Annotated in this window: 23 protein-coding genes, 1 tRNA gene and 2 pseudogenes; 11 read left to right on the plus strand and 15 right to left on the minus strand. The window is 45.6% G+C overall.

What is annotated here, in order from left to right; genetic code table 11:
• Positions 1–53 precede the first annotated feature (53 nt).
• The 3 genes from AB4Z30_RS09125 (at position 54) to AB4Z30_RS09135 (ending at position 3,026) form a co-directional block, all read left to right on the plus strand.
• Positions 54–1,265: an MFS transporter gene (locus AB4Z30_RS09125; RefSeq protein WP_441925465.1), complete on the plus strand. Its 1,212-nt coding sequence runs from the start codon at positions 54–56 to the stop codon at positions 1,263–1,265.
• 196 nt (positions 1,266–1,461) lie between these two features.
• Complete coding sequence (locus AB4Z30_RS09130; protein WP_441925467.1) at positions 1,462–2,151, plus strand: helix-turn-helix domain-containing protein; 690 nt, start codon at positions 1,462–1,464, stop codon at positions 2,149–2,151.
• A gap of 32 nt (positions 2,152–2,183) precedes the next feature.
• Entirely contained in the window at positions 2,184–3,026 is an 843-nt protein-coding gene (locus AB4Z30_RS09135; protein ID WP_441925842.1) for an IS3 family transposase, read from the plus strand.
• A gap of 115 nt (positions 3,027–3,141) precedes the next feature.
• Here AB4Z30_RS09135 and AB4Z30_RS09140 read toward each other — a convergent pair whose 3' ends face one another.
• Positions 3,142–4,350, minus strand: a complete 1,209-nt coding sequence (locus tag AB4Z30_RS09140) for a cytochrome P450 (protein ID WP_441925469.1) — start codon at positions 4,348–4,350, stop codon at positions 3,142–3,144.
• Between the two features lie 419 nt (positions 4,351–4,769).
• Between AB4Z30_RS09140 and AB4Z30_RS09145 the strand changes: the two genes are divergently transcribed.
• Positions 4,770–5,981, plus strand: a complete 1,212-nt coding sequence (locus AB4Z30_RS09145) for an asparaginase (protein WP_441925471.1) — start codon at positions 4,770–4,772, stop codon at positions 5,979–5,981.
• A gap of 320 nt (positions 5,982–6,301) precedes the next feature.
• Here AB4Z30_RS09145 and AB4Z30_RS09150 read toward each other — a convergent pair.
• Positions 6,302–6,454 (minus strand): annotated as a pseudogene (locus AB4Z30_RS09150) (O-methyltransferase); the annotation flags it as partial.
• A gap of 472 nt (positions 6,455–6,926) precedes the next feature.
• A complete protein-coding gene (locus AB4Z30_RS09155; protein WP_441925844.1) occupies positions 6,927–7,559 on the minus strand; it encodes an O-methyltransferase in 633 nt (210 codons plus the stop codon).
• A gap of 290 nt (positions 7,560–7,849) precedes the next feature.
• Here AB4Z30_RS09155 and AB4Z30_RS09160 point away from each other — a divergent pair, with 290 nt between their 5' ends.
• From AB4Z30_RS09160 to AB4Z30_RS09175, 4 genes are all read left to right on the plus strand, one after another.
• Positions 7,850–9,001 (plus strand): THUMP domain-containing class I SAM-dependent RNA methyltransferase, encoded by a 1,152-nt coding sequence (locus AB4Z30_RS09160; RefSeq protein ID WP_441925473.1) that lies wholly within the window; start codon positions 7,850–7,852, stop codon positions 8,999–9,001.
• 292 nt (positions 9,002–9,293) lie between these two features.
• Complete coding sequence (locus AB4Z30_RS09165) at positions 9,294–11,339, plus strand: LTA synthase family protein (protein ID WP_441925475.1); 2,046 nt, start codon at positions 9,294–9,296, stop codon at positions 11,337–11,339.
• A gap of 74 nt (positions 11,340–11,413) precedes the next feature.
• A complete protein-coding gene (locus AB4Z30_RS09170) occupies positions 11,414–11,845 on the plus strand; it encodes a cytidine deaminase (protein ID WP_441925477.1) in 432 nt (143 codons plus the stop codon).
• A 78-nt stretch (positions 11,846–11,923) separates the two neighbouring features.
• A complete protein-coding gene (locus AB4Z30_RS09175; RefSeq protein WP_441925479.1) occupies positions 11,924–12,658 on the plus strand; it encodes a DsbA family oxidoreductase in 735 nt (244 codons plus the stop codon).
• Between the two features lie 530 nt (positions 12,659–13,188).
• Here AB4Z30_RS09175 and AB4Z30_RS09180 read toward each other — a convergent pair.
• Complete coding sequence (locus tag AB4Z30_RS09180) at positions 13,189–14,019, minus strand: aldo/keto reductase (RefSeq protein ID WP_441925481.1); 831 nt, start codon at positions 14,017–14,019, stop codon at positions 13,189–13,191.
• A 129-nt stretch (positions 14,020–14,148) separates the two neighbouring features.
• A complete protein-coding gene (locus AB4Z30_RS09185; protein WP_441925483.1) occupies positions 14,149–14,430 on the minus strand; it encodes a hypothetical protein in 282 nt (93 codons plus the stop codon).
• A 160-nt stretch (positions 14,431–14,590) separates the two neighbouring features.
• Between AB4Z30_RS09185 and AB4Z30_RS09190 the strand changes: the two genes are divergently transcribed.
• Entirely contained in the window at positions 14,591–15,037 is a 447-nt protein-coding gene (locus AB4Z30_RS09190; RefSeq protein WP_441925485.1) for a hypothetical protein, read from the plus strand.
• 103 nt (positions 15,038–15,140) lie between these two features.
• On the opposite strand, the gene AB4Z30_RS09195 is transcribed toward AB4Z30_RS09190, so the two are convergent.
• The 9 genes and pseudogenes from AB4Z30_RS09195 to AB4Z30_RS09235 all read right to left on the minus strand — a co-directional run.
• Positions 15,141–15,362: a DUF1450 domain-containing protein gene (locus AB4Z30_RS09195; protein ID WP_090920463.1), complete on the minus strand. Its 222-nt coding sequence runs from the start codon at positions 15,360–15,362 to the stop codon at positions 15,141–15,143.
• Between the two features lie 21 nt (positions 15,363–15,383).
• Positions 15,384–15,686 carry a heme biosynthesis protein HemY gene (locus AB4Z30_RS09200; RefSeq protein ID WP_090920458.1) on the minus strand — a complete coding sequence of 101 codons (303 nt, stop codon included), beginning with the start codon at positions 15,684–15,686 and terminating at the stop codon, positions 15,384–15,386.
• Between the two features lie 305 nt (positions 15,687–15,991).
• A complete protein-coding gene (locus AB4Z30_RS09205) occupies positions 15,992–17,233 on the minus strand; it encodes a M14 family metallopeptidase (RefSeq protein ID WP_441925487.1) in 1,242 nt (413 codons plus the stop codon).
• A gap of 299 nt (positions 17,234–17,532) precedes the next feature.
• Positions 17,533–18,342: a glutamate racemase gene (racE, locus tag AB4Z30_RS09210; protein ID WP_441925846.1), complete on the minus strand. Its 810-nt coding sequence runs from the start codon at positions 18,340–18,342 to the stop codon at positions 17,533–17,535.
• Positions 18,343–18,565: 223 nt separating this feature from the next.
• Positions 18,566–19,024 carry a YtxH domain-containing protein gene (locus AB4Z30_RS09215; RefSeq protein WP_441925489.1) on the minus strand — a complete coding sequence of 153 codons (459 nt, stop codon included), beginning with the start codon at positions 19,022–19,024 and terminating at the stop codon, positions 18,566–18,568.
• Between the two features lie 183 nt (positions 19,025–19,207).
• On the minus strand, positions 19,208–20,110 hold the full coding sequence (locus AB4Z30_RS09220; protein WP_441925491.1) for a DUF4261 domain-containing protein: 903 nt from the start codon (positions 20,108–20,110) through the stop codon (positions 19,208–19,210).
• A gap of 17 nt (positions 20,111–20,127) precedes the next feature.
• Positions 20,128–20,583 carry a DUF86 domain-containing protein gene (locus AB4Z30_RS09225; RefSeq protein ID WP_441925493.1) on the minus strand — a complete coding sequence of 152 codons (456 nt, stop codon included), beginning with the start codon at positions 20,581–20,583 and terminating at the stop codon, positions 20,128–20,130.
• 173 nt (positions 20,584–20,756) lie between these two features.
• On the minus strand, positions 20,757–21,044 hold the full coding sequence (locus tag AB4Z30_RS09230) for a Dabb family protein (protein WP_123064255.1): 288 nt from the start codon (positions 21,042–21,044) through the stop codon (positions 20,757–20,759).
• Positions 21,045–21,356: 312 nt separating this feature from the next.
• Positions 21,357–21,749: pseudogene (locus AB4Z30_RS09235) on the minus strand (phage holin family protein); the annotation flags it as partial.
• Between the two features lie 447 nt (positions 21,750–22,196).
• Between AB4Z30_RS09235 and AB4Z30_RS09240 the strand changes: the two are divergent.
• On the plus strand, positions 22,197–22,793 hold the full coding sequence (locus AB4Z30_RS09240; RefSeq protein ID WP_145329283.1) for a helix-turn-helix domain-containing protein: 597 nt from the start codon (positions 22,197–22,199) through the stop codon (positions 22,791–22,793).
• Positions 22,794–23,014: 221 nt separating this feature from the next.
• Positions 23,015–23,197, plus strand: coding sequence for a hypothetical protein (locus AB4Z30_RS09245; protein ID WP_441925496.1), 183 nt, complete (start codon positions 23,015–23,017; stop codon positions 23,195–23,197).
• A gap of 147 nt (positions 23,198–23,344) precedes the next feature.
• Here the strand turns inward: AB4Z30_RS09245 and AB4Z30_RS09250 are convergent.
• Positions 23,345–23,429, minus strand: a tRNA-Leu gene (locus AB4Z30_RS09250).
• Between the last annotated feature and the right edge of the window lie 46 nt (positions 23,430–23,475).

Raw genomic sequence — 23,475 nt, forward strand, 5'->3', positions numbered from 1 at the left:
AATCGTTTTTTTTGAGAGTTACAGAAAATTCTTTGAAAGGAAGTGAAAGCACTTTGAAACTGTGGAAAGTCAATCTCATTGTGCTTTGGTTTGGACAATTCCTGGTCAATGCAGGCATGACCATGATTACACCTTTTTTATCGCTATTTCTTGCCAGAGATCTTGGCGTTGTAGGCGAGCATGAGATTGGTATTTGGGCCGGATTTATTTTTGCAGCCAATTTCCTCACCTCTTTTTTGTTTCAGCCGCTCTGGGGCAAGTTGTCAGATAAATACGGAAGAAAAATCATGTTACTTCGCTCCGGATTCGGGATGGCGGTTGTCATTGCATTAATGGGTTTCGTACAGAATCCTTGGCAACTTCTTCTCTTGCGTTTGCTCAACGGAACGATCTCCGGCTTCAATCCGGCAGCCGTTGCCCTGATCTCAAGCACAACACCGAAGGATCGAATGGGTTTCGCCATGGGCATTAGTCAGTCTGGTCAGGTTGCAGGCACCATTCTAGGACCACTTATTGGCGGATTGCTTGCAGATGCGGTGGGCTTCCGTCCTATATTTTATATTACAGGCGGATTGATCTTCGCAGCGTCCATGCTGGCCATGTTCCTGGTACGGGAGAAATTCGACCGCCAAGAAGCCGCGAAGTTACCTGATCAATCCGTATTATCCGGTTTGAAAGAGCTCACTAAATCGCCACAGCTACCGGCACTGTTCGCTGTGACATTCCTACTGCAATTTGCGATGATCAGTCCGATGTCGCTCTTGCCTATTTATGTAGAGAAACTGCATGGAACTCAAGTGAATGTTGCATTCTGGGCTGGCATGGTCGGCGCTGTAACCGGTCTATCCAATATGGCAATGTCACCGGTGCTTGGAAAACTCAGTGATCGGATCGGTCCACACCGGGTGCTCACCTTTTCGCTGATTGGGACCGGAATTATGCTTATCCCTCAAGCATTTGTTCAAACGGTATGGCAACTCATCCTTGTCCGTTTTGCCATGGGCATATTTATGGGCGGGTTGCTCCCGAGTGTAAATGCCTTGATTCGCGGGTACTCACCTGACAACATGATCAGCCGGGCATTCAGCTTTAACACAAGTACACTGGCGCTAGGCAACATGCTTGGTGCAATTATAGGTGGATTTATGGCCGGATTCATCGGCATTGAAGGACTGTTTATCGTTTCGGGCGGATTACTTCTGCTGAACATGGTTTGGGTTCGGTTCAAGCTTTACAAAAAACCTGTTCGCCTAAATGAGCACTGAAAACGATATTTGTTTGTAGGGGGAAGTCCGTCAGCAAGAAAGAACGGAACTAAAAGTTATGATTACACTTCCATATGTAAGGTATAACACGCAACAAAAAGCAAAGCCGCTTCAGAGCCAATTGATATGCTCCCATCATAGTAGACAGTAGAAAAAAACAAAACTTTCTACGTCTACTATGATGGGAGTTTTTTTAATGTCTAAACGAAGCCAGGTGTCTCTTGAAGCGAAACTACGTGCAGTGAAGCAGTGCCTTGGGTTGGGGTCTAGTCCAAACCAGGAAGCCAAGCAATTAGGATGTAGTGCGTATACGATCAGGCAATGGATATGGAAATATAAAGAAGAGGGCTTGTCCGGATTAGTGGAATCAAGAACAAAGCATGCGTACTCCAACGAGCTTAAACAAGCTGCCGTGCAGGATGTATTATCTGGACGTTCCTCCATAGAAAAGGCAATCCAAACCTATCATATTTCAAGCCGAAGCGTTTTATCGAGATGGATTTCCAAGTATACTGGGGAGATCGTATGGAAAAACACCCTTCAAGGTAAAGGACGATCTCACATGAAAAAAGGACGTAAAACCACATTCGAGGAACGAATTGAAATTGTAAAATATATCCTCTCACATGAACTGGACTATCAGAAAGCGACTGAGAAGTATGACGTGTCTTATTCGCAAGTATATGCATGGGTTCGGAAATATCAAGCAGGTCAAGAAGAGGCTCTCCAAGATCGTCGGGGGCGTAAAAAGCCTGTAGAAGAACTGAGCGAGCAGGAACAACTTAAACTGCGGATCAAGGAACTGGAAGCCCGAAATGAATACCTGGAGATGGAGAATGCCTTCGCAAAAAAGTTGGCAGAGATCGGGCGACGAAAACCACGTTAACCCTGGTCAGGCATGTAGAACGGTATCAAGCGATACAAGAACTACACCGTGAAAAGGGATACGCTATTGCGGCATTATGTGTGTTAGCTGATGTAGCACGATCTTCCTATTACAAATGGTTAAAATGGATACCTTCTGCCAGAGAACGTGAAGTGCGTATGCTGGCTAAAGAAGTGAAGCGTCGTTATGACAAGCGAGATGGAATTTTGGGCTATCGTCAAATGCGCACCCAATTAAATCGGAAGCTGAACCAGAAGTACAATAAAAAGCGCTATTACCGAATTATGCGTGCGCTGGAGCTAAAAGCAGTCATTCGTAAAAAACGGCCACATTACGTGAGTGCCACAGCGATCCATGTAGCTGAAAATAAAATGAATCGCAACTTTGATGCCCCTGCTCCAAATGTCAAATGGTCTACCGATGTGACAGAACTGAAGTATGGAAATGGGCGTAAAGCTTATTTAAGTGCCATTATTGATCTATACGATAACTCCATTGTTTCATGGGTACTGGGTTATTCCAACAACAATAAACTCGTGATGGATACGCTGGAAAAAGCATACGTCAAGCATCCAGGTGTGTCCCCAATGATCCAAAGCGACAGAGGCTTTCAGTACACGTCTCATGAGTATAAAAGGCTCCAGTTGAAGTACGGATTTACAAAGAGCATGTCTCGTGTAAGTCGCTGTTTGGATAACCAGCCCATTGAACGATTTTGGGGCACTTACAAGTCAGAAAGTTATTATCTTACGAAGGCTGACACCTATGAAGCTTTGTACTGCGCAATTCGTCGTTATATGCGTTACTACAACAACTACCGTTACACAGAGTGTCTGGATGGTCTATCTCCGAACGAATACCGAAGAGCAGCATAACAAAGATACCTCAGCACGTCATCCGAGCTAAGGTATCCAAACGAATCATTTTTGTTTTTTTAAGTGTCTACTTGACGGGGAGCAGTTCAAATTCTGGCCTGAGAGCGGCTTTCTTTTATATATGTCTTTCCTGGAATTGAATCGGGTATTCCTTCACACCAAAGACAAAAGCGCTTTGGATTGGCTCTAACGAGCTTTCAGGATCAAGCACTAACTGTATCTGTTCCATACGCTGGAGCAACGTGGACAACACAACTCTAGCTTCCAAACGCGCCAACGGTGCACCCAGGCAAAAATGAATTCCGAACCCAAATCCCATATGTCTGTTGGGTTTACGATCGGACACAAACTCATCTGCACGCTCAAACTGTGCACTATCGCGATTAGCAGCCCCCACCCAGGATATAACCTGTTGACCTGCCTTGATCGCCTTGCCTCCTAGTTCTATATCTTCCCTCGCAACACGTCCAATGGCTACAATCGGCGGATAATAACGTAGTGTCTCTTCTACGGCACTTGCCACCTTGTCCGGATGCTCACGCAACTCCTCTTGCAGTTCAGGTTGTTCAGAGAGAATGCGCACTGCATTGGCTATCAAATTGGTAGTTGTCTCGTTCCCGGCAGCCAGCAGGAGAATGCAAAAATTGACCACTTCTTCCTCTGTTAACTTCTCTCCCTCTATCTCCGCATCTAGTAGCAAAGAGATAAGATCGTCCTGAGGCTTTAGACGACGCTGTTCCATAATGTCTGTGAAATAGGCGTACAACTCCTTGATATTCTTCAGCTTTTCTTTCTCCAACTCTTGAAAAGCCTCTTCACTATCATCACGCGCACCTTTCACAAGCACATCAGACCACTCTTTGAATTCACGCCGATCTGTAGCCGGAACACCAATCAGTTCTGCAATAACGATGACGGGTAGTGGCGTTGCGAGATCATCAATCAGGTTCATCCTTCCACCCGACAAGTGCGGAGCTAGCAACTCATCCGTGATTTCCTGAATACGTGGTGCAAGAGCTTCTATCGCCTTGGGCGTAAACGCCTGATTGACCAAATCGCGAAGTTGCTTGTGCTTTGGTGGATCTGTCGTTAACATACTCGTACCGGCGCGGTTACGCTCGGAAGAAAACAACTTGGGATTTTTTAACACATACTGTACATCTTCGTACCGAAACACATCCCAGCATTCACGATGCTCATCATATCGGACTGGAGTGTTCTCACGAAGCTCTGCGTACACCTGGAAAGGAAATAGTTGTCGCTCCTTGCTGTGCAATTCCCGAATAGGAATATAATTGGCATATTTTCGGGGCGCTTGTTTCATCGTGTTTCCTCCAATCAATTATATATATTTATTTACATATAGTATTCATATCCATTATAACCACAACTGGATATAGATTCCAACCAAAACCGCGTAAATAAGTCTCGCGACCCAACGCATGCTACCAACTACCCTTGTAAATGTCGAAAGATGATTGTGTTAATTTTAATAACATAATATGACGTTTTTTCTCTACTTTTCTCTCCAACTACCTTTCAACTAAAAATTATATAAATTTAAATTCAGCCATTTTCCCTATTAAATATCTATTTATCTATCAAAAACATTGATTGTAATCGTTATCTCTATATAATCCTAAGTTTGTTATATTACCTAACATAAAATAGTATTATCTCAATCTACTTACATAAAAAAAGAGAATACCTCACACAAAAAATCACTTGAAGGAGTGTGTCAGCATGAAAAAGTCATCTAACCTTCGCCCTTGGGCCGTATGGAGTACCGCTGCATTTACCGCATTAACTCTATCCCTGTCCCCGATCGGGACTTATGCCGCTCAGGCAGCTACGGTAGAGGTAAAAGGTACAACCAGCACTGTTCAGAGCACCCCGACCACGCCAGCACGTAACACCACCATCCCGGCCGTGCCGGAATCCTCCAAACAATCTCCACTCTCTAATGTGCTTGTGATCGGAACAGGCGGAACGATTGCGGGACAATCCGAGGACGCAACCAGCTTCCAAAATTACAAGGCAGGCACACTGCTCATTGCTGACATGGTCAAAGATTTGCCGGACAAACAGAAAATTGCGGATGTAAGCACACTGCAATTCGGCAATTCCGGTTCCGGTTCCTATTCGATGGCTGATTTGTACGACTTGTCACAAACGGTAGATAAAGCATTAGCTCAATATGAYAGCGTAGTGGTTACTACAGGCACAGACACGATGGAGGAAATAGCCTACTTCCTTGATATGACGGTTCAAAGCGATAAACCCGTTGTCATCACAGGCTCCATGAGACCATGGACGGTGATCGGCTCTGATGCCCAAGCTAACCTCTACAATGCCATCAAACTGGCCGGCAGCGGCCGAACCAAATCGTTTGGCACCGTATTGATGCTCAACGATACCATTCAGCTTGCACGCGGGGTAACCAAGACCAATGACTATCGTACAGACACTTTTGAAACACCAATGCTCGGTGCTATAGGTTATATTGATGAAGAGAACATCCGAATTTACCGCGCGCCTGCCAGAGCCATGAAACCCGAAGGAACAGCAAAACCTGCATTCGACCTTAGCAAAATTACCAAAGCCGATCTGGCCAAAGTAGAGATCGCTATCTCTTATCAAGAAGCAGGCGGCGGAGCAATTGAAGGCTTTGTGAAAAGTGGAGTGAAAGGCATTGTCACCTCGGGTACAGGGGCAGGTGGAATCTCAAGAGCAATGGGTCAAGCCCGTACGAAAGCTATTGAGGAAGGCGTTATTTTCGTCACGACAACCCGAACCGGTTCAGGCAGCGTGTATGGAGGCAGCAAAGGTATTATTGCCGGGGATAACCTCAGTCCACAGCAAGCAAGGATTCTTTTAATGCTCGGACTGTCTTTCAGTGATGATTTTGATACGATCAAAAAATGGTTCGAAACATATGGCACTCCAGAAGTATAAGTCATCGGAAAATTATTGCCAGATGTTCGCCAAAAGGCCAAAGCAGAGATTCATCCCGCTTTGGCCTTTTTTCCCATCCTACCAGACTTTATAATGAATAATAGACTGCAGTGGGAAAGGAACGTTAACACACCTTCTGTACACCAGCCGCCTCGCAAAACAGTCAAAGTGATTTCCAAACTCGTTCTCGATTCTGCGAAAGTCGACGGTCATGATTTTTTCATGCTCGCACATGTTCAACTAATGAAACCGATCATATCAAGCGAATTATATGACATTTGCAAAAAGCATAAACTGAAGCTGCACGTAACACCAGTATAATTGTTACACTTTCTATGCAGGAAACAGTTGTCACCAACGATTACTGCACCCGGACGCGCAAGGCGAATCGCATAATCAAGATAAACCGGATAATTTTCCTTATTTGCGTCCTTAAAGAAGAAACCAAAGGTACGTCCTTCCTGTGCCAACGACATTCCCTGAAATTCTAGGTGTGTCGTCTCTTCTTTATTGAATTGTCCTATTTAGTAAAATAATGCTTAAAAAGATAAAAAACCAAAAAAACGAGTATCGCAATGAGTAGGATATAAATTGGCAGTACTAAAAATGGTGTGTATACGTTAAGAAAGTGAAATAAGAAACCTGAGATCAGAAGCAATGAAAGAAAAATGAATAGAGGTCTCAATTCAACACATCCCATATATAGAAATTTATAACTTCTTATATAAAATGTTAACATAAAATAACCTAAAAGTTGGTTATGATCTCTTTTTAACTAAAAACTTTTCACTAAAAAATCAATTCATTTTTAGAGAAACCACTATAAAACTCATTCTCAACAATCAACATTTTCACACCAAAAAAACTCCGGTGGAACACACGCCCCCTCAAAAACATAAGAGCTTAAGATCGCGTTCCATCGAAGTTCTATCATAAGGGGAATCTTCACTTCACCCAGGCAAGTACCAGACCGTCATAGTCAGGCAACATGGTGGTGACGAGACGTGGGTCACTTGCTATCTGTTCATTGAAGCGACGCACAGCAAGCACAGCAGGCCCTTGCTTGTCCGGATTAAGTGTACGGCCGCGCAGGAAACAGTTGTCACCAACGATTACTGCACCCGGACGAGCAAGGCGAATTGCATAATCGAGATAAACCGGATAATTTTCCTTATCTGCATCAATAAAGAAGAAATCAAAGGTACGTCCTTCCTGTGCCAACTGCTCCAGACTGTCTGCCGCAGGCCCGATCCGGTATTCGACTTTCTCTCCGAATCCACCTTCTTCCAGATGGCCGCGAGCCATCGCTGCGTACTCTTCTTTCAATTCAAGGGAAGTCAAGCTCCCTCCTTCGCTTAAACCACGAGCCAGACAGATGCCGCTGTATCCGCCGAGCACACCAATTTCGAGCACTGCTTCAGCTTTTGAAGTTTTGGCCAGAAAGGTCAGCAGGCGTCCATACGCCGCAGCCACCGAAACCTCAGGCATACCATTCGCTCGAATGGCCTCTTTTACTTTTAACAAGAGCTCATCCTCTTGAAATAATTGATTTACATATTCGTCAGGCGTCAGAATCACCACGAAGTTCCTCCTTGCAAACTTGGACTACTTTCCATACAGATGCCCTTGAACAGCTTTCCGCATAAATGCCTTGGATAGCTTTTCATATGGATGCCAATGTTTTATAATGAATGTTTGTTATCCAACACAGACTATTGAACGTTGTATCACCTGCATTGAAGTTTTTGCGGTTAAGCCGCATTACTCATTGTAAGTTTTTTCACGGAAAGCGGCAAGGCCGCACCGTTACTATATCGCTGCCAGAGGGTACTCCCTCTGCGGCTCGAAATGGAGTTGAATGAATTCATATGGCTCGATTGCAATTGATCGCAACCTCAGCAATGGGACTTGAGGCTGTTGTTGCCCGGGAACTGAAACAGCTGGGATATGAGGATGCCAGGGTCGATAATGGCCGCGTATTTTTCACAGGAGATTATATTGATATTTGCCGCTGTAACCTGTGGCTCAGAAGTTCGGATCGTGTACTGGTCAACATGGGAGAGTTCCCTGCGACTACATTTGATGAATTGTTTGAGGGCACCAAAGCACTACCATGGGAAGAATGGATTCCGGCAGACGGTGAATTCCCGGTGGAAGGACGATCACAGAAATCACAACTAAGCAGTGTGCCCGCTTCACAAGGTATTGTCAAAAAAGCGATTGTTGAAAAGCTGAAGCTGACACATCACACCGAATGGTTCCCCGAAGATGGAGCACGTTATGTCGTTGAAGTCATTCTGCTGAATGACCGTGCCCTGATTACACTGGATACGACAGGCCCAGGGCTTCATAAACGCGGATACCGCAAACTTGTTACAGAAGCACCTCTGAAAGAAACCCTGGCAGCCGCTCTGATTCAGCTTAGTCGCTGGAATGTCACTCGTCCATTTTACGATCCTTGCTGCGGTTCAGGCACCATGCTGATTGAAGCTGCAATGATCGGCTGGAACATCGCACCAGGGCTTCGCCGCACGTTTAACTCTGAGAATTGGGATGTGATTCCTGCTGAACTGTGGGAACAAGCGCGCGAGGAAGCATTCGATGCTGTGCGTGATGATGTGCCTCTGCAAATTTCAGGCAGCGACATTGATCCCGAAGCAATTGAAGTTGCGCAAGCGGCGATCAAAAGTGCAGGTTTTGCCAAAGATATCGAAGTTAGCGTACTGCCAGCTCACCGGGCCAGACCTCAAGGAGAGTATGGAGTTATTATTACCAACCCGCCTTATGGCGAACGTCTGAGTGAAGAAAAAGAAGTACAGAAGCTGCTTCGTTCCCTCGGCCGTAGTTATCTGGAGATGCCGACGTGGTCGTTTTTTGCGATCACCTCCACCAAGACATTCGAAGAGTATTTCGGGCACAAAGCGGACAAGCGCCGCAAGCTGTTCAACGGACGGATTGAAACCCAGTATTATCAGTACTTGGGCCCATTGCCACCGCGTAACAAGACACCGCAAGTTTAAAAAACGTATTGGATAGAAACGCTCTGACCTTTATGGTTAGGGCGTTTCTTTTGCGTTTTTGCATTTTTCCGTTTGCTTGATACCACTAATTTAACCAATGTCAATTTGTCACTTGACACGCTCAAACGTATACGACAGACCGATATGACGAGCATGGTTGAAATGTCAAACGGTCACGCTATAATATATGAAGCCCTGTTTTACATTCCGTTAACAAAAAAAACAAATAAAGATATGTAATGTAATCAAATCTCTGGCGTTGATAGCTATTCAATAACAAGGGGGAAAAACCATGGTTGTTACACCGCCTATGCGGAGCTCCAAAATGCGCGGGCTCCTGCTTCATCCACTGACGCTATATGTTATTTTCACCATACTCATCCTGCTTAAACTGATGCTGTTGCATCATAACCTGCACGCCTACAATATTACGATGGGACTACTCGACAAAGTAATCGCTGTCGGCTCGTTACTGCTTCTCTCCTTCTGGGTCTGGTGGTTACCACGCAAAGGCATGATTGCAGCACTTTCTATTCTTCACCTGTTTCTTACTGCGCTCATTTACGCCGATATGGTCTATTACCGTTACTTTCAGGACTTCCTGACTGTACCGGTATTGTTACAGGCACGACAGGTAGATGCACTTGGTGATAGCATTGCCACTTTAATCTATGCTCGCGATTTTTGGTTTTTTGCCGATTTGCTCATCGTGCTTCCATTTGCAGTCGTAATGCTGCTTGGCAGACGTTATCGCTCAGTTGAAAAAAACGGCATGTACACAAGCAGTTATAATGAAAGTTACGGAGGGTATCCCTCCACTTCCTTTACTTCCCTGACTACTCGTAAAAAAGGGCTTCGCCGACGCTTGATAGCAGGCTTTACAGCTCTTGTACTAGGACTCGGTCTTGGCGCTGGCCCGATCTATTATTACAGCAAAACCTGGGCTAAAGGGCTGTTTGATAATAACTGGTGGAATGTATCCATGTACAACGTAACCGGGTTGCTTGCTTTCCACGGCTATGATGTGTATTCCTACGTCAAAGATAACATCGGTTCCGGCCCCGAAGCCGATGCAGCTGATATCAAGCAGGTTAAAGCTTATTTCGCAGATCGGCAGCAGTCGAATGCAGCGCAGCACAATCAGGCCTTATTTGGAAAATATAAAGACAGCAACGTCATAATTGTGCAAGGCGAGGCCTTTATGAATTTTATGATCGGACAAAGCATTGGCGGACAGGAGATTACACCTCATTTTAATGAACTGATGAATGAAAGCCAGTATTACAGTCACTTCTATCATCAGACCGGGCAAGGCAGAACGTCCGATGCTGATTTTGGTGCGAACATTTCTTTGCATCCTCTTCCTGTAGGATCGGCGTTTGTGCGTTATGCGGATCATGCTTATGACTCACTGCCTTCCATTCTAAAGGATCAAGGTTATAGCACCAATGTGTTTCACGCCTACGAGAGCGGCTTCTGGAACCGATATACGATGTATCAAAATATGAAGTATGACAAGTTCTACAGCAAAAATGATTTTGTGGAAGATGACCCCTTGGGCTGGTCTTTGTCTGATGTTTCTTTTTTCCGGCAGTCCATAGAGAAGATGAGCAGTGAGATCAAGGAGCCATTTTATTCATTCCTCATCACACTTAGCAGCCACCACCCATACTCTTCCATCCCTAAAGATAAACAGCAGCTGGATGTGGGTGAATTCCAAGGTACAATGTTCGGAAACTACCTGCAATCGGTTCATTATGTGGATGCCGCACTCGGCGGTATGGTGGAGGATCTCAAAAATCGGGGTTTATGGGAAAATACAATTTTTATGTTCTACGGGGATCATGACAGCTCCATTAAGGATAAAGATCAATATGAGAAGTTTTTGAAACGTCCCCTGAACGACCTCGATATGGCACAGATTATGAACGAAGTCCCCCTACTGGTTCATTTGCCAGACGGTGCCGAAGCAGGAACATTGGAAAAACCTTCGGGGCAACTGGACATTACACCATCCGTGCTGCATTTGCTCGGGCTATCGGATGAATCCTATTATCACATGGGGAACAATCTGTACGATGGCTCAGAACGTTTAGTGGCACTGCGTAACGGCACTTTCACGGATGGTAAGGTGTTCTATATCCCTTCGGATGATTACATCTATGCAAATGGAACTTGTTATGATCTGTCTACTCACGACAAGACCGACATCAATGCCTGCAAATCCGGTTTCGAGACGGCGTCCAAGCGTCTGCACGTTTCCGATACGCTAATCACCTATGATTTGATTCGTCAATTCCGCGAGGAAAATGTAGAAAATGTGGCCATGAAGCCATAGACGCCTTAGGTAAAAACAAACTATCTGAATAAAGTCAGACTATATAATTTCTTATAAAAGGGGAACATCATCTCATGTCATCCAGCACCCATTCACACGATATAGAACAAAAACTGTTTGATGCAGCCGTCAGGTTTGTTAAACAGCGTTATCCTCAAGGATGGGGCGGGGCAGGCGCTGTATACACGGACGCCGGCTCTCTCCTCATTAGCGTGGCTCCTGAGGTGATTAATGATGCTGTACATCTATGCATGGAAACCGGAGCTTATCTGGAAGCTCATAAATTAGATGAACGGGTAACCCACTCTCTCTGCATCGCGCGGAATGATGAACACTCGGCATTCCAAGTGCTAACGCCATGCGGAATCTGCCAGGAACGTCTCTTTTACTGGGGAGAGAACGTTAAAGCGGCCATATACGATCCATCTGGACAGCTTATTTTCAAAACATTAAATGAGCTTCAACCCAACCATTGGTCAAAGGCATATCAGAATAAAGACGATTAACTTGCGAATTTTCGAAAGTGTCTTTATAATTGTAACTATAAAAGTTTCAATTGTGAATTTAATGGAGGTTTTAAACCAATGAATATTGAAGTATGGTCTGATTTCATGTGTCCTTTCTGTTATATCGGTAAACGCCGTCTGGAAAATGTACTGGAAAAATTCCCTCATCGGGATGAAGTGAAGTTGCAATTTAAAAGCTTTGAGCTTGATCCTAACGCAGAAGTGAACAGCGGAAAAACGAATGTAGACTATCTGACTTCCAAATACAACATCAGTGAGGAACAAGCTCGCGGGATGAATGCACAGATGAATGCCAATGCTCGTACAGCAGGGCTCGAATATAATATTGATGCCATGATTCCAACAAACTCCTTTGCCGCTCACCGTCTGACCCACTGGGCAGATACTCAAGGTAAAGCACTTGATTTGAGTGAGCGTTTGTTCCACGCCATCTTTATTGAAGGCAAACACACTGGTGATCCTCAAGTACTTGCTGATCTCGCTCAGGAGGTGGGTTTGGACCGTGAAGCTGCGGTTTCCGTTCTGTCCAGCGATCAATATACCGATAACGTACGTGCTGACCAGGCAGAAGGCGCACAGCTCGGAATCCGAGGTGTTCCATTCTTCGTTCTCGATCGTAAATTTGCTGTTTCAGGTGCACAACCGGACGATGTATTCCTGGATGCGCTGCAAAAAGCATGGGATGATCGCTCCCCGTTCACCATTGTGGAATCTGATGATTCCGCAGCAGATGGCAACGGTGTATGCACAGACGAAGGCTGCGAGATTCCGCAAAACAAACCTTCTAACTAACCAAAAAAGCAGCAGATCATGGCTACGCTCATGATCGTGCTGCTTTTTTTGGTTACTGCTGCTATCTCTTAACCTTTTTCAATTCGTCTTTCAGTCAAGTTTAAATTACGTTTTAAACTCTTAAGCGGCCTTAAGTTTTTCATCGTACTCATTTTTGTTTATCCAAGACTTATTCATTCATCACCCGTTGTCTTTCTCTTCATATCAGAAAAGTTAAAATCAGAACAAAACGGAGAAGCGAAGTCCTCCGTTTTGTCACTGCCCTTACCCTCCGAAGCTCCTTTTCCAAGTGACTCTCATATCCAACGTTGCTGCGGAGGGGACGAAATCGATTCTGTAGAAGCGGAGCGTTCGCCTTTGGTTTCGAAATTCAAACCTTTAAAAACTTCAATCAAGGAAATTCGAAAACAACAGCGATCGAAAGAACGATTCGTCATCGGAGCTTTCACCAACGTCGTATCATCATCGATTCGTCACCGGAGCTCTCACCAATCGTCCATACTTGTTTAACTGGAAAATTAGCTTCATCCCTAATCCCAGAATAGCTGATCCGGATGTGGTCCTGTCCGTTTGTCTGCATCCAATGCATCAATCTGTCTCAGTTCATCCGGTGTCAGTTCAAAATCAAAAATATCCGCATTCTCGCGAATTCGTTCCGGTGTTACCGATTTAGGAATCGTCACAATCTGATTCTGGATATCCCAGCGCAGAATGATTTGAGCCGGCGTTTTGCCGTACTTCTGAGCCAGTCCCTTGAGAGTTGAATCCTGATTCAGCTTACCCTTCATAATTGGACTCCATGCCTCAAGTTGAATACCCTGAGCACCGCAGAAATCCTGAAGTTCCTGCTGGATCAGCCCCGGATGTAGTTCCACCTGATTCACCGCAGGCACTGTACCACCTTCATCTATAAGATCGCGCAGATGATGCACCTGAAAGTTACTCACACCGATCGCACGCACACTTCCTTCGGTATACAGACGTTCAAAAGCTCTCCACGTCTCTTTATATTGATCCCGGCCTGGCCAGTGAATCAAATATAAATCAATGACATTTAGACCAAGCTTCTTCTGGCTGGCTTCAAACGCTCTAAGCGTCGAATCATAACCTTGATCATCATTCCAGAGCTTCGTTGTTACGAAAAGTTCGTTACGGGCCACACCACTACTCGCAATGGCTTGTCCCACTTCCTCCTCATTGCCATAAACGGACGCGGTATCAATGCTGCGATACCCTACTTCCAGAGCGGTCTCTACCGCCTGTTGTACTTCTTTTCCCTTCGCCTTATAAGTCCCGATTCCAAGCCATGGCATTGTCACTCCGTTGTTCAGAATTGTGCAATCTGTAATATGTTTAGTCATCCTGTACCTCCCGTATTGATTTTTGCCTGCTCTCGGTCTATTAACCTTCTGACAGAATTTTAAGCGCTGGAAAAACCAAAAAACCTGCAGACCACCACGGCCTGCAGGTTACGGTGTAACAGGAACAGCTTACTTCTCCCCTTGCCTGTGCTGATTCTGGAGCGAGTATAACCTCTCCTTCTCCTCAATGAACATTTCCTGAGCTAACTCGAAACCCTGTCCACCCAGAGACAATTCTGCTTGCTTCATCGCCTGCTCGGTATGAGCCAGCCGCTGCTCTGCCTGCACAATGGTCTGTGCATTCGGATGGGACATCGCCTGGGAAACAGCATAATGAAGCTTGTTCACTGCATTTTGCGCCTGAGATACGGTAGTACCCGCTTGCAAACTGGAATCATAACGCTTGGACATGAGTTGTTGCCTCCTCGGAATCATATTCCTGTCACCCCATTAGCATGGATTGCATAGAGAAGACTTATTCTTTTTTTGAAAATTTGTTCAAACTTTTTGCTTGCAAGATACGTTAAAAAACAAAAGACTTTAAAATCAAAAACAACAGGAGGAATGTGACTTGAGCACAAAGAGGATTCGTTTAGGTCTCCTAACCGTTTCATTGCTATCCGTTCTCTTACTCTTATTTTTTATTTTTTGGACTCAGCGCTTAACAAACTCCACGTATGAGATCAAAGGATACGTCTCTTCAGCGCTGCATAGGGATATCCCCGTTCCTGCCAATGCTAAACTCATTGAGTCCCAAGGATATTCCGATCACCCCACACTAACCCTAAGTGAAACCTATGAACTAAAACACATCGGTGGTGAACAAGGACTATACCCACCTGAAGATTATTTTCAAAAGTTACATGAAGCTGGTTGGACGGAACTGAAGGAGGAACGGATGGGCCATATTCATGTTCTATATAAAGAAGAGGTTCGGATCGCCATTGAAATTCGGGAGGATACCTTCCAAATATTTTTGTTCCATTCGGATGAGGATCGTCGTCAAAACTTAGGCTAAAAAAAACACAACGCAAAAAGGAGAGGCTTCTGCCCCTCCTTTGAGGTATATCACATCGTATTTTGCCAGTTCATTGCAGTTGGCAAAACTTCTTGCTACTCGGTTACTTGATGAACTTGGAAACCTTCGTAAGCACTTCCTCTTCTGTTGGAGCACTGATGTATCGGCCATTGATGAAAACAAAAGCACGCTTCGCACATGGGCCGCAATAAGATTTACAACCGATTTTAATCTCTGTGCCTGGCGCCATCTTCTCCAGCTTGGGCACAATCGACTTCAATCGGATATGATTACATTTTTCGCATACACGGATATCGTTAGCCATGAGTTCCCCTTCTTCGCTCCCTTAGTGGTCGCCGTGGTTGCCTTTGGACGGATTTGTAATGACAAACCCTTCTTGCGGCAAGTAGAGGTAATCAATTTTTACGCCATCGAGCATGGGTTGTCCATTTTCCAAAATAACGTCAATGCCCTTGTCTGTAGATACTACAGTGTCATTATCTCCTGGCGTATCCAGATCAAGACCGTAATGCGCGTGATCTCCGTGTGCATGTGTAATCACAACACGCAATAGTTTACCTTCGTTCTCCGGCTTGTCCAATTCAAGCTTCAACACTTTTGCTGCGTTACGAGTGATTTTGCAGTTCATTCGATTCATCTCCTATATTATCATTGCTGGTTGGTTCAACAAGTTCAGCATTCATTTTAAACTCCAGCATCTATTGTAAAGAAAGTTACAGCTAATCGCAATAACATTGATGCGAAAACGCCATGAAGTCATATTTTCGACACGACCTCAGGATGTTGCCTTTCCCACCAGCACAGGACATTTACGTTCAGCTCGGCTGAGAAACCAATTCATCAGGATCAGGACTAGACTTCGATTTAAAAAGATAAAAAACGAGCGCAGCTTCAGCGCCCGTTCCAGTTAACCGTCTGAACAATGGTTTCGTTTCATGCCTGTTGACCCGCGGGACCCGCCTCACGCTCTCCATGGGATAACAATTCTGCCAATAGCATGCCCACTTCCACGCAAATGTCATCGAATTGTTCCACAGGAAGTGGATTCACTCCCAAGCCCACCTCTACAGTGAAGCCAGGCCTGCCAAACGTTTGAATAAACCAGTCCTTATAGCCAGCATCACTTCCACCAAGCTTTACCGCTTTATACCCGGATGCTTTGGCAAGCTTGCGCGACAGTGGTGCACTTTCTCTGGGTTCCAAATCCCGGTAATTCCAATAGATTTCTTGACCTTGGCTGTGTAGGGATACAACCGCGGTAAAAGTATGTTCCTGCGTCCACTGTGCAAGTGCCTGAGCCTCAGGTTCCGTCAGCGGAGCCTTTCCCGCATAATCCCGCGGTCCAGGCGAAAGAATGCCCCTGCGCGCAACCTCTTCGTCCCAGTGCGCCGGAAACTGATCGTTGAGATCCACACCTCTAATGTTAGCCTTCCAATGTGTAAAGTGTGGACGTCCGCCATTCCACGCAAGTAATTCAGAAGCATACGCATGATGATTCACTACACCTTCCTGAACTAGCTCTACTCCGTCCGGGTTCACCATAGGCACTGCCCATAAGGTTGTTTCTTGCATCCAGCGCTGTGGATCATAGGAGTGCCAAAGCGAGCCCGAGGAATACGCCTCAGCATATTCTTCGATAAACCTCATTAGAACTGGTGTGGTTAACCATTCATTAGCGTGAACCGATGCATTAACATGGATATGACGGGGGCCTTGACCGATTCGTACATAGGGCAGTTTTTTTCCCATCACACTTGTACCGATCTCTCCCGACTCCACGCAGGAATAACGCGCTTCCATTCGCTGTATATCTCTGATCAATTCACGATATCCATATTCACCCTCAATGTTCACGATGGTTTTCCCACCGACCTGAGGAATATTTATACAGCAGCCGCCCCAATCCTTCACCTTGGCGAGTTCGGGATTCCTCTCACGAAGCTGTTCTTCTGATAATCCAAAACGCTCTGCCGTTTCCGGCACCGTTTCCCCCGGCGGCACCGCATATCTGCGTCCAGTCCCAGGCAACACACGCAGCATCTGACCCGAATGCAAATATGGCTGCGCTGCAGCTTCGGGATTTAGCGCACACAACAACGCCTGAGTCATTCGAAATGCCGAAGCAATTCTCGGCAGCGTATCTCCTGTTTTCACGATAATCCATTGTAGTTCCATGTTGTTCTCCCTTCTACAGGATCTGATTCACCCAGCTTGGTTCTCGCCTAGATGCGTCTGTCTTATCGTATGCGAGCCCGGTTGTCCGTCATGTGACATCGTTCGCAGACTTCTTAGTTTAGATGATTAAGCCTCCAGGCAAAACACAGTTGCACTTTTCGCAGGAAAATATAAAAACCCGAACCTGTAAAGGTTCGGGCATCAAAGCATATTATCACATATGAATGCGGCTTACTCTCTTTTTATCATTCCTAAATACGATGATTACAAAAGCATTCCCAAGGCTACAACGACCACTCTTACGACAGCTGTGTCACTTGCCAAACGACCGGTGTCTTCGAGATTTGCTCTCCCAGCCACTGCTTGGTAATATTCTGGAACATCCGCGGATCACCCGTACAGAAAAACTGATGCACAGGTGTTTCATCTCCGCTTGCCAGCTTGCGTTTATCATATAAGATGGTACTGATTTCCCTCGCCGTTTCATCCGCTGAACTGATCAACTTGACTTCCTGCCCCATGACGTCCTGAATGGTATCCATCAGAAACGGATAATGAGTACAGCCGAGTATCAGGCAGTCTATGGGCTGTCCTTTAATGCCCCCGAGAGCTTGATCCACCGTATGTGTTGTATGTTCGGAACGGAACTCGCCCTTTTCCACCAGTGGTACCAGAGCAGGACAAGCTTGGCTGACTACATCCACATATGGCGACAACTGCTTGAGCGCCGACGTATAAGCCCCACTTCCAATCGTCCCCACAGTCCCGATCACACCGATTCGCCCCGTGCGTGTCGCCATGATGGCTGCTCGTGCTCCAGGATGGATAACCCCAATAACAGGAACATTCACCTTGGCCCGTATATATTCCAGCGCGGCTGCTGTCGCCGTGTTACAGGCGATAACGATCACTTTCGGATTAAACTGGATCAAAAAATCAACGATTTGTTCCGTAAATTGTTTCACTTGTTCGGACGAACGGGGTCCGTACGGTGTCCGGGCAGTGTCCCCAAAATAAATGATCTTTTCCCGCGGGAGCTGACGCATCACTTCCTTCGCAACGGTCAATCCCCCTACACCGGAGTCTAATATAGCAATAGCTTGCTGCACGAACACACCGCTTCCTTCTTCATTAAATTCATTCTGATACTTCATATCAAAAAGCTTTCTACCTACCCTATGAAATTTCCGGCAAAAAGGTACCTACATCTTACCCGATTTCATCATTGTATTCAAATTTATAACCATGAATTCTGTTCTCATATAAGGCATAGACACACAACAAAGCAGGCTTTCCACCGGATTGGGGAAAGCCTGCTGGCACCACAACTGCTTAGTTTTCGTCTTTGGACTCATCGGCAGAAAGCTTTGCAATGTTTTCCGTGCTTTGCTCTGTAGGAACCAATTTCAGGCCTTGATTTTGTGCGGAATCCTGCGTTTGATCTTGAATCTTGATCTCAGACTGGACCTGACCCTGTGCCTCTTCAGCTTTAACTTCATCCGCAATCGCAGCAGAAATCCGAATCTCTTTACCGTCCKAAGAACAACGCCAGGACTGAATATCTTTCATAACTACATCCGCCGTTTCCTTCACTTTGGATACGATCTGTGAGCTTTGCTCTCCTACTTTCACAGCTAATTCCTGACCTTTGTCTGTAACTTGACGAGCACCTTCCGAGATATCTTGACGCAATTCACGTCCTGATTTTGGCGCAAGCAACAATGCCGTAACCGAACCAACAACTGAGCCGATTAAAGCACCCCACAACAAGCTTTTGTTCGAATCTTTCATGATCCATCTCTCCCTTTCATTGGATTAGACATCGGTTTATGAATCAGCGATAGAGCCTGCTCATCTGGGCCAACGCCTACTCTGTTGATGTATTATAAGCATGATGGGCTTGACCTGACACTCCAGATTGAAAAAAAACGGGGAAACATCGCTCTGGTATAAGATGCCCATCGTGATCCTCTTTTACCGAACCGTCTGCGGTATGGGCACAGCGTGCTCTTCTCCCGGATTCAGATCTACGACATATCGTCCTGGTGCGATTAAAGCAAACTGATGCTCACAACGCCAGCGCTGTCCACCGGATGAGCCTAAGGTCTGACCATCCTGCAGCACATCTCCCTGATCAAATATGTAATACGCAGCACCGAGCAGCGTCTGAGCCACCGTATCGGGGTCAAGTCCAGTAAAGTGACATTGCACATCAGGCACACCAAGCGCAGATAAACCTACGGTATCCATAACCAGTTCACGCTGTTGCTCCGTACCTCCCGCTTGATACATCCGCACATTCATTGCCGCGTAAAGATGCTCCTCACGTTCCTGAGATTGTATATAAGCTTCAGGTTCAACCAGTTTATCACTGCCGTACCAGTAAAGCGCATCACAATCGAGTGTGTCTAACACCGCCAGCACCGTTTTCTGGAATAAGTCCAGACGCTGTTTACGAGGCATTGCAGCAGTAAACATATCATGAATCCGAATGGAATAACGGGCAGAAGCTATAGCTTGTCCTGCTTCAGGCCAGTGCCAAGCTTGCTGCAAAGCCCCTGCAAAACGTGTACGGTCCACAATTTCATGTACGGGTAGGAAACAACTCTGAGCGGGGATGCTACCTTCCTGGAAGGAAACCTTATGTTCCATATGGTAGAACACCATCATCTCCTGCGTTCCCTTTTCGTTCTCCTCCTGCTTTACATCAAGTCTCCCTTGTCCCGTCCGATGGATGAGCGCCTCCTGTAACACAGGCCGATTCACATCCGGCTTGTCATTAAACAGGAACTCCACCATATAAACGGGGTGAAAACCTGAAGACATCTCATCGCTCTCGCGTTTCCCTTGATCTGTCCCTTTCGGATCTATCTCCATACAACTTCCCTCATTCCTTACTCTTTCACTTGACCTTCATTTCCTTGGAAAGGGCCAAGTTCTTTTTCCACATAAGTGCTTACCTGGCCGGAAAACTGTTCAAGCACATCCGGCAAGGCTGCACTAAGTGGATTCAACACGGTTCGCTGCCAATTGTAATAATCTTGCACAAGCGGTTTACGCAACGTAACGAGTTGACGCAAAAACCCGTACGTTGATTCATCAAATACGTTCTCTTCATAATTAATCTGAATAATATCATCGTAACTGCTTGCATCTCTCATAATGAAACCATCAATGAGATAACTGCCCACATCAGTCACAATCTCAACCGCAAGATGCAAACATCGTTCTTGCACCATCCCCAATACCAGACCACCATCCCAGGCCTGTACAACCTGCCGAAGCCCTTCAGCAACTTCCGGTATCGCGTCAAGCCGGCGAGCGATCTGCTCCCTGTTCACATAATACATTCATTCACTTCCCGTTCAGTGAGTTATCGATTTCGTTTCCCTCTGCGCTTAAGCCAAAAGAGCATGACAGGGCAAGCGATCAGAAACACAACAAAAATATATAGAAATTCCATAACGTCTCTTAAATCGCTCATGAAGATTCCCCTTCAAATCCAGAATAGATGTCTAAAACCTTAGATCACATAGTCAACAGCAATGGATTGTTCTCTGACTTCATTCATATACTTGATAACATCCTGATGTAGCGGGTGAACCTGATACGCTTGAAGATCTTCAAGCGAAGCAAATTCCGCCGTCAGTGAAATGTCAAACGATCTGTCTGAACGCAGAACATCGATACCTACCTCAAGCGACATGAGAACATCAATTTTACCTTCGAGATTACGCAGAACCTGGGCAGCAGCCTCAATACTTTCTGCGGAACGATCTTTCATTTTGAACAGAACAATATGCTTAATCATCTGGGTAAACACCTCGTTTGAATTAATGAATTGAACTATTAGCTATGTTTCGTGTATCCAAAATATATCATATCACCGTCTATTACGAAAGGATGCTTTGTATGCGTTTGCGGAACAGTAATAATAAATCTTAAGCTAATCCGTGGTTGGTTTAGACTTATCAGAAGACACTCCCTCATTCTCAGGCTTCTTCTCCTCACCCTGAACAGTTTGAACATCTTCTATTGTTGGAACATCCCCTTTCACTGGGACCGGGCTAGCGGAAGTCTGCTGGGGCATGTTCCATTCCCGGTCAGGCAAACTGCTCTGCTCATCCTGTTTCTTGAGCACCGCGATAGCCTGTCTGAGCTTGCCCGGTAACGGCAGTCCTATTTTGGCATAATTCTCCGTTATGGAGATCAATTCATTCACCAAGTAAAAATAAATAGCCCCTCCCTTGATAATATCGGTTCCCATAATCAGATCAATGCGGTGAGCAAGCAGAACAACGGTCAGCATTAGCCCTTTACGCGCAAGTCCCCAGAAGCCGATGTTACTGTTCAATCCCGTTCCCGTTCTCACAGCCGCCGCCAGACCTGTAACATAATCAATAGCCATAGCGATCGCAAGCAGACTAAGCAGCTGATCCCACCCGCCAAAAGCGAACGTCACAACCGCTCCCGAAATAGCAGTAACCGAACTCACCGCTGGGCTCACGTTCCTCACCTCTCCCTGTAATTTCTTGATTGGAGTACTCTACAATATATGTGAGAATGAGAGATTGTGATCTTACATTTGCCTTGCTGAACTTGCGGATTTAATATTTCAGATTTGTGCACTTATACGTTTGAACACGAAGGGCAAGTTCACAAATATATTGGGAATTCAGGGAAAGAAACTGCATGAAATCARCAAAAATCACACAAAAGTTCTAAAGACCTAGTTATGAGTAATTAGAACTAATTAATTTGTAATCATGTACAATTCATTCCATCTTTTTTAGTGAATCATTGTAATCTAGGAATATACTAGGATGTGAACCTCGACAGGTCTAGTTCGTAACTCCCTCTTTCGTGTAGAATGACGCACAAGCGGTTTTCAAACCAGTAAATGCGGCACTTGAAAGTACCCCTTTATTTATTGTAGTATTTGGTTAAAARAATCGGAGGAAATATGCCTAATCAACCAGAACAACATTCCATCCAGGCGTGGTCTCTGATCAACCGTAAATATTTGGGAAAAGGTGTCCGTGTTAAACGGTTCCGTAAACCGACACGCTGTCAAATCCGCAACCGCGTTCTTCTTGCCGTGCTGATGGCCAACGATATTAAATTGTCTCAGCTCGCTGAAGACCTTTCGATATCCTCACGTAGTGTAAGCGCGTGGGTGTATGAGGGGCGAATACCCGGCAGTACCAATCTGGACAAGACTTGTCAGTTGCTTGGCTACCCGCGTCATATTCTTTTTAATGAAGAGGTCGTGCGTAACAGTCCTGTAATCTGTCAACCTGAGCCTTCCCGCTTCATGAAGCGGACGGTAACCCGCTCTCCGGTGAGTAACCGTATTTTGACCGGCTTGTGTATGGTCCATGATTTGTCGGTGACAGATGTCAGCCACTGGATCGGGGTTCACCCCGGCACTTTCCGCAAATGGCTGCATCAGGGAACGCTGCCTTCTGCCGCGTTTCAGGAACAAGCGGAACAATTTTTCCGCATCCCGAAGACTATTCTGTTCGCAGATGTCATTCTTAAAGATCGTCGTAATCACTAGAACAGCGAACAGCCAGAAGGCTCTGAGCTCCCGTTTGGGGGCCAGAGCCTCTTTTAGTTAAATACGCCGTAATGATGCATAATTTACCTGCAAATGCTACAAAATGAAACTGTGTAGGTCGGCTTACGGCTAATTGTATTTATCAATAATACATACACCAATCTACCATAAAAAAAATGGAACTGTTTCATACTCCTCACTATATAAAGAAGGTGAACGAAATGAAGTCATCCAAACATCTGGGGATCGCTCTCGGCTTTCTCGCAGGAACAACCTTTGGCAGCGGCATCGCTTTTCTGTTCCGTTTTGAACCCGTTCAGTTGATGTTTTGCGTTGCCATATGTGGTCTAATTGGCACAATATCCGGTTTGCTGACCATCCCCCTATGGCACAGTCGTGTTTAGGAGCGTTACTTGTTTTATAGCTCATGCCTCTATACCGCAGGTAAATGAACCTGACTATTCTTCCCTGCCCCCTCAAAAACAAAAGAGAATGAAAAAAGGCTTGTACATTGCCATATCGGACAACGTACAAGCCTTTTTTTCATTAGATGCGGTCGAGAGGACTCGAACCTCCACGGGGGGTTAGCCCACACGGACCTGAACCGTGCGCGTCTGCCAATTCCGCCACGACCGCATAATATGTATCTTCTCATCATTAATGAAAAGTATATCCAGTGAAA

Origin of the sequence: Paenibacillus sp. 2TAF8, assembly GCF_052114825.1 — a bacterium.
Taxonomy (GTDB): Bacteria; Bacillota; Bacilli; order Paenibacillales; family Paenibacillaceae; genus Paenibacillus.

What these genes read in the sequence shown, in the direction of transcription:
- AB4Z30_RS09130 (WP_441925467.1), top strand. Translation starts at nt 1,462, where the DNA reads ATGTCTAAACGAAGCCAGGTGTCTCTTGAAGCGAAACTACGTGCAGTG.
- AB4Z30_RS09140 (WP_441925469.1), bottom strand. Translation starts at nt 4,350, where the DNA reads ATGAAACAAGCGCCCCGAAAATATGCCAATTATATTCCTATTCGGGAA.
- AB4Z30_RS09160 (WP_441925473.1), top strand. Translation starts at nt 7,850, where the DNA reads ATGGCTCGATTGCAATTGATCGCAACCTCAGCAATGGGACTTGAGGCT.
- AB4Z30_RS09165 (WP_441925475.1), top strand. Translation starts at nt 9,294, where the DNA reads ATGGTTGTTACACCGCCTATGCGGAGCTCCAAAATGCGCGGGCTCCTG.
- AB4Z30_RS09170 (WP_441925477.1), top strand. Translation starts at nt 11,414, where the DNA reads ATGTCATCCAGCACCCATTCACACGATATAGAACAAAAACTGTTTGAT.
- AB4Z30_RS09175 (WP_441925479.1), top strand. Translation starts at nt 11,924, where the DNA reads ATGAATATTGAAGTATGGTCTGATTTCATGTGTCCTTTCTGTTATATC.
- AB4Z30_RS09180 (WP_441925481.1), bottom strand. Translation starts at nt 14,019, where the DNA reads ATGACTAAACATATTACAGATTGCACAATTCTGAACAACGGAGTGACA.
- AB4Z30_RS09185 (WP_441925483.1), bottom strand. Translation starts at nt 14,430, where the DNA reads ATGTCCAAGCGTTATGATTCCAGTTTGCAAGCGGGTACTACCGTATCT.
- AB4Z30_RS09195 (WP_090920463.1), bottom strand. Translation starts at nt 15,362, where the DNA reads ATGGCTAACGATATCCGTGTATGCGAAAAATGTAATCATATCCGATTG.
- AB4Z30_RS09200 (WP_090920458.1), bottom strand. Translation starts at nt 15,686, where the DNA reads ATGAACTGCAAAATCACTCGTAACGCAGCAAAAGTGTTGAAGCTTGAA.
- AB4Z30_RS09205 (WP_441925487.1), bottom strand. Translation starts at nt 17,233, where the DNA reads ATGGAACTACAATGGATTATCGTGAAAACAGGAGATACGCTGCCGAGA.
- AB4Z30_RS09220 (WP_441925491.1), bottom strand. Translation starts at nt 20,110, where the DNA reads ATGGAGATAGATCCGAAAGGGACAGATCAAGGGAAACGCGAGAGCGAT.
- AB4Z30_RS09225 (WP_441925493.1), bottom strand. Translation starts at nt 20,583, where the DNA reads ATGTATTATGTGAACAGGGAGCAGATCGCTCGCCGGCTTGACGCGATA.
- AB4Z30_RS09230 (WP_123064255.1), bottom strand. Translation starts at nt 21,044, where the DNA reads ATGATTAAGCATATTGTTCTGTTCAAAATGAAAGATCGTTCCGCAGAA.
- AB4Z30_RS09240 (WP_145329283.1), top strand. Translation starts at nt 22,197, where the DNA reads ATGCCTAATCAACCAGAACAACATTCCATCCAGGCGTGGTCTCTGATC.
- AB4Z30_RS09245 (WP_441925496.1), top strand. Translation starts at nt 23,015, where the DNA reads ATGAAGTCATCCAAACATCTGGGGATCGCTCTCGGCTTTCTCGCAGGA.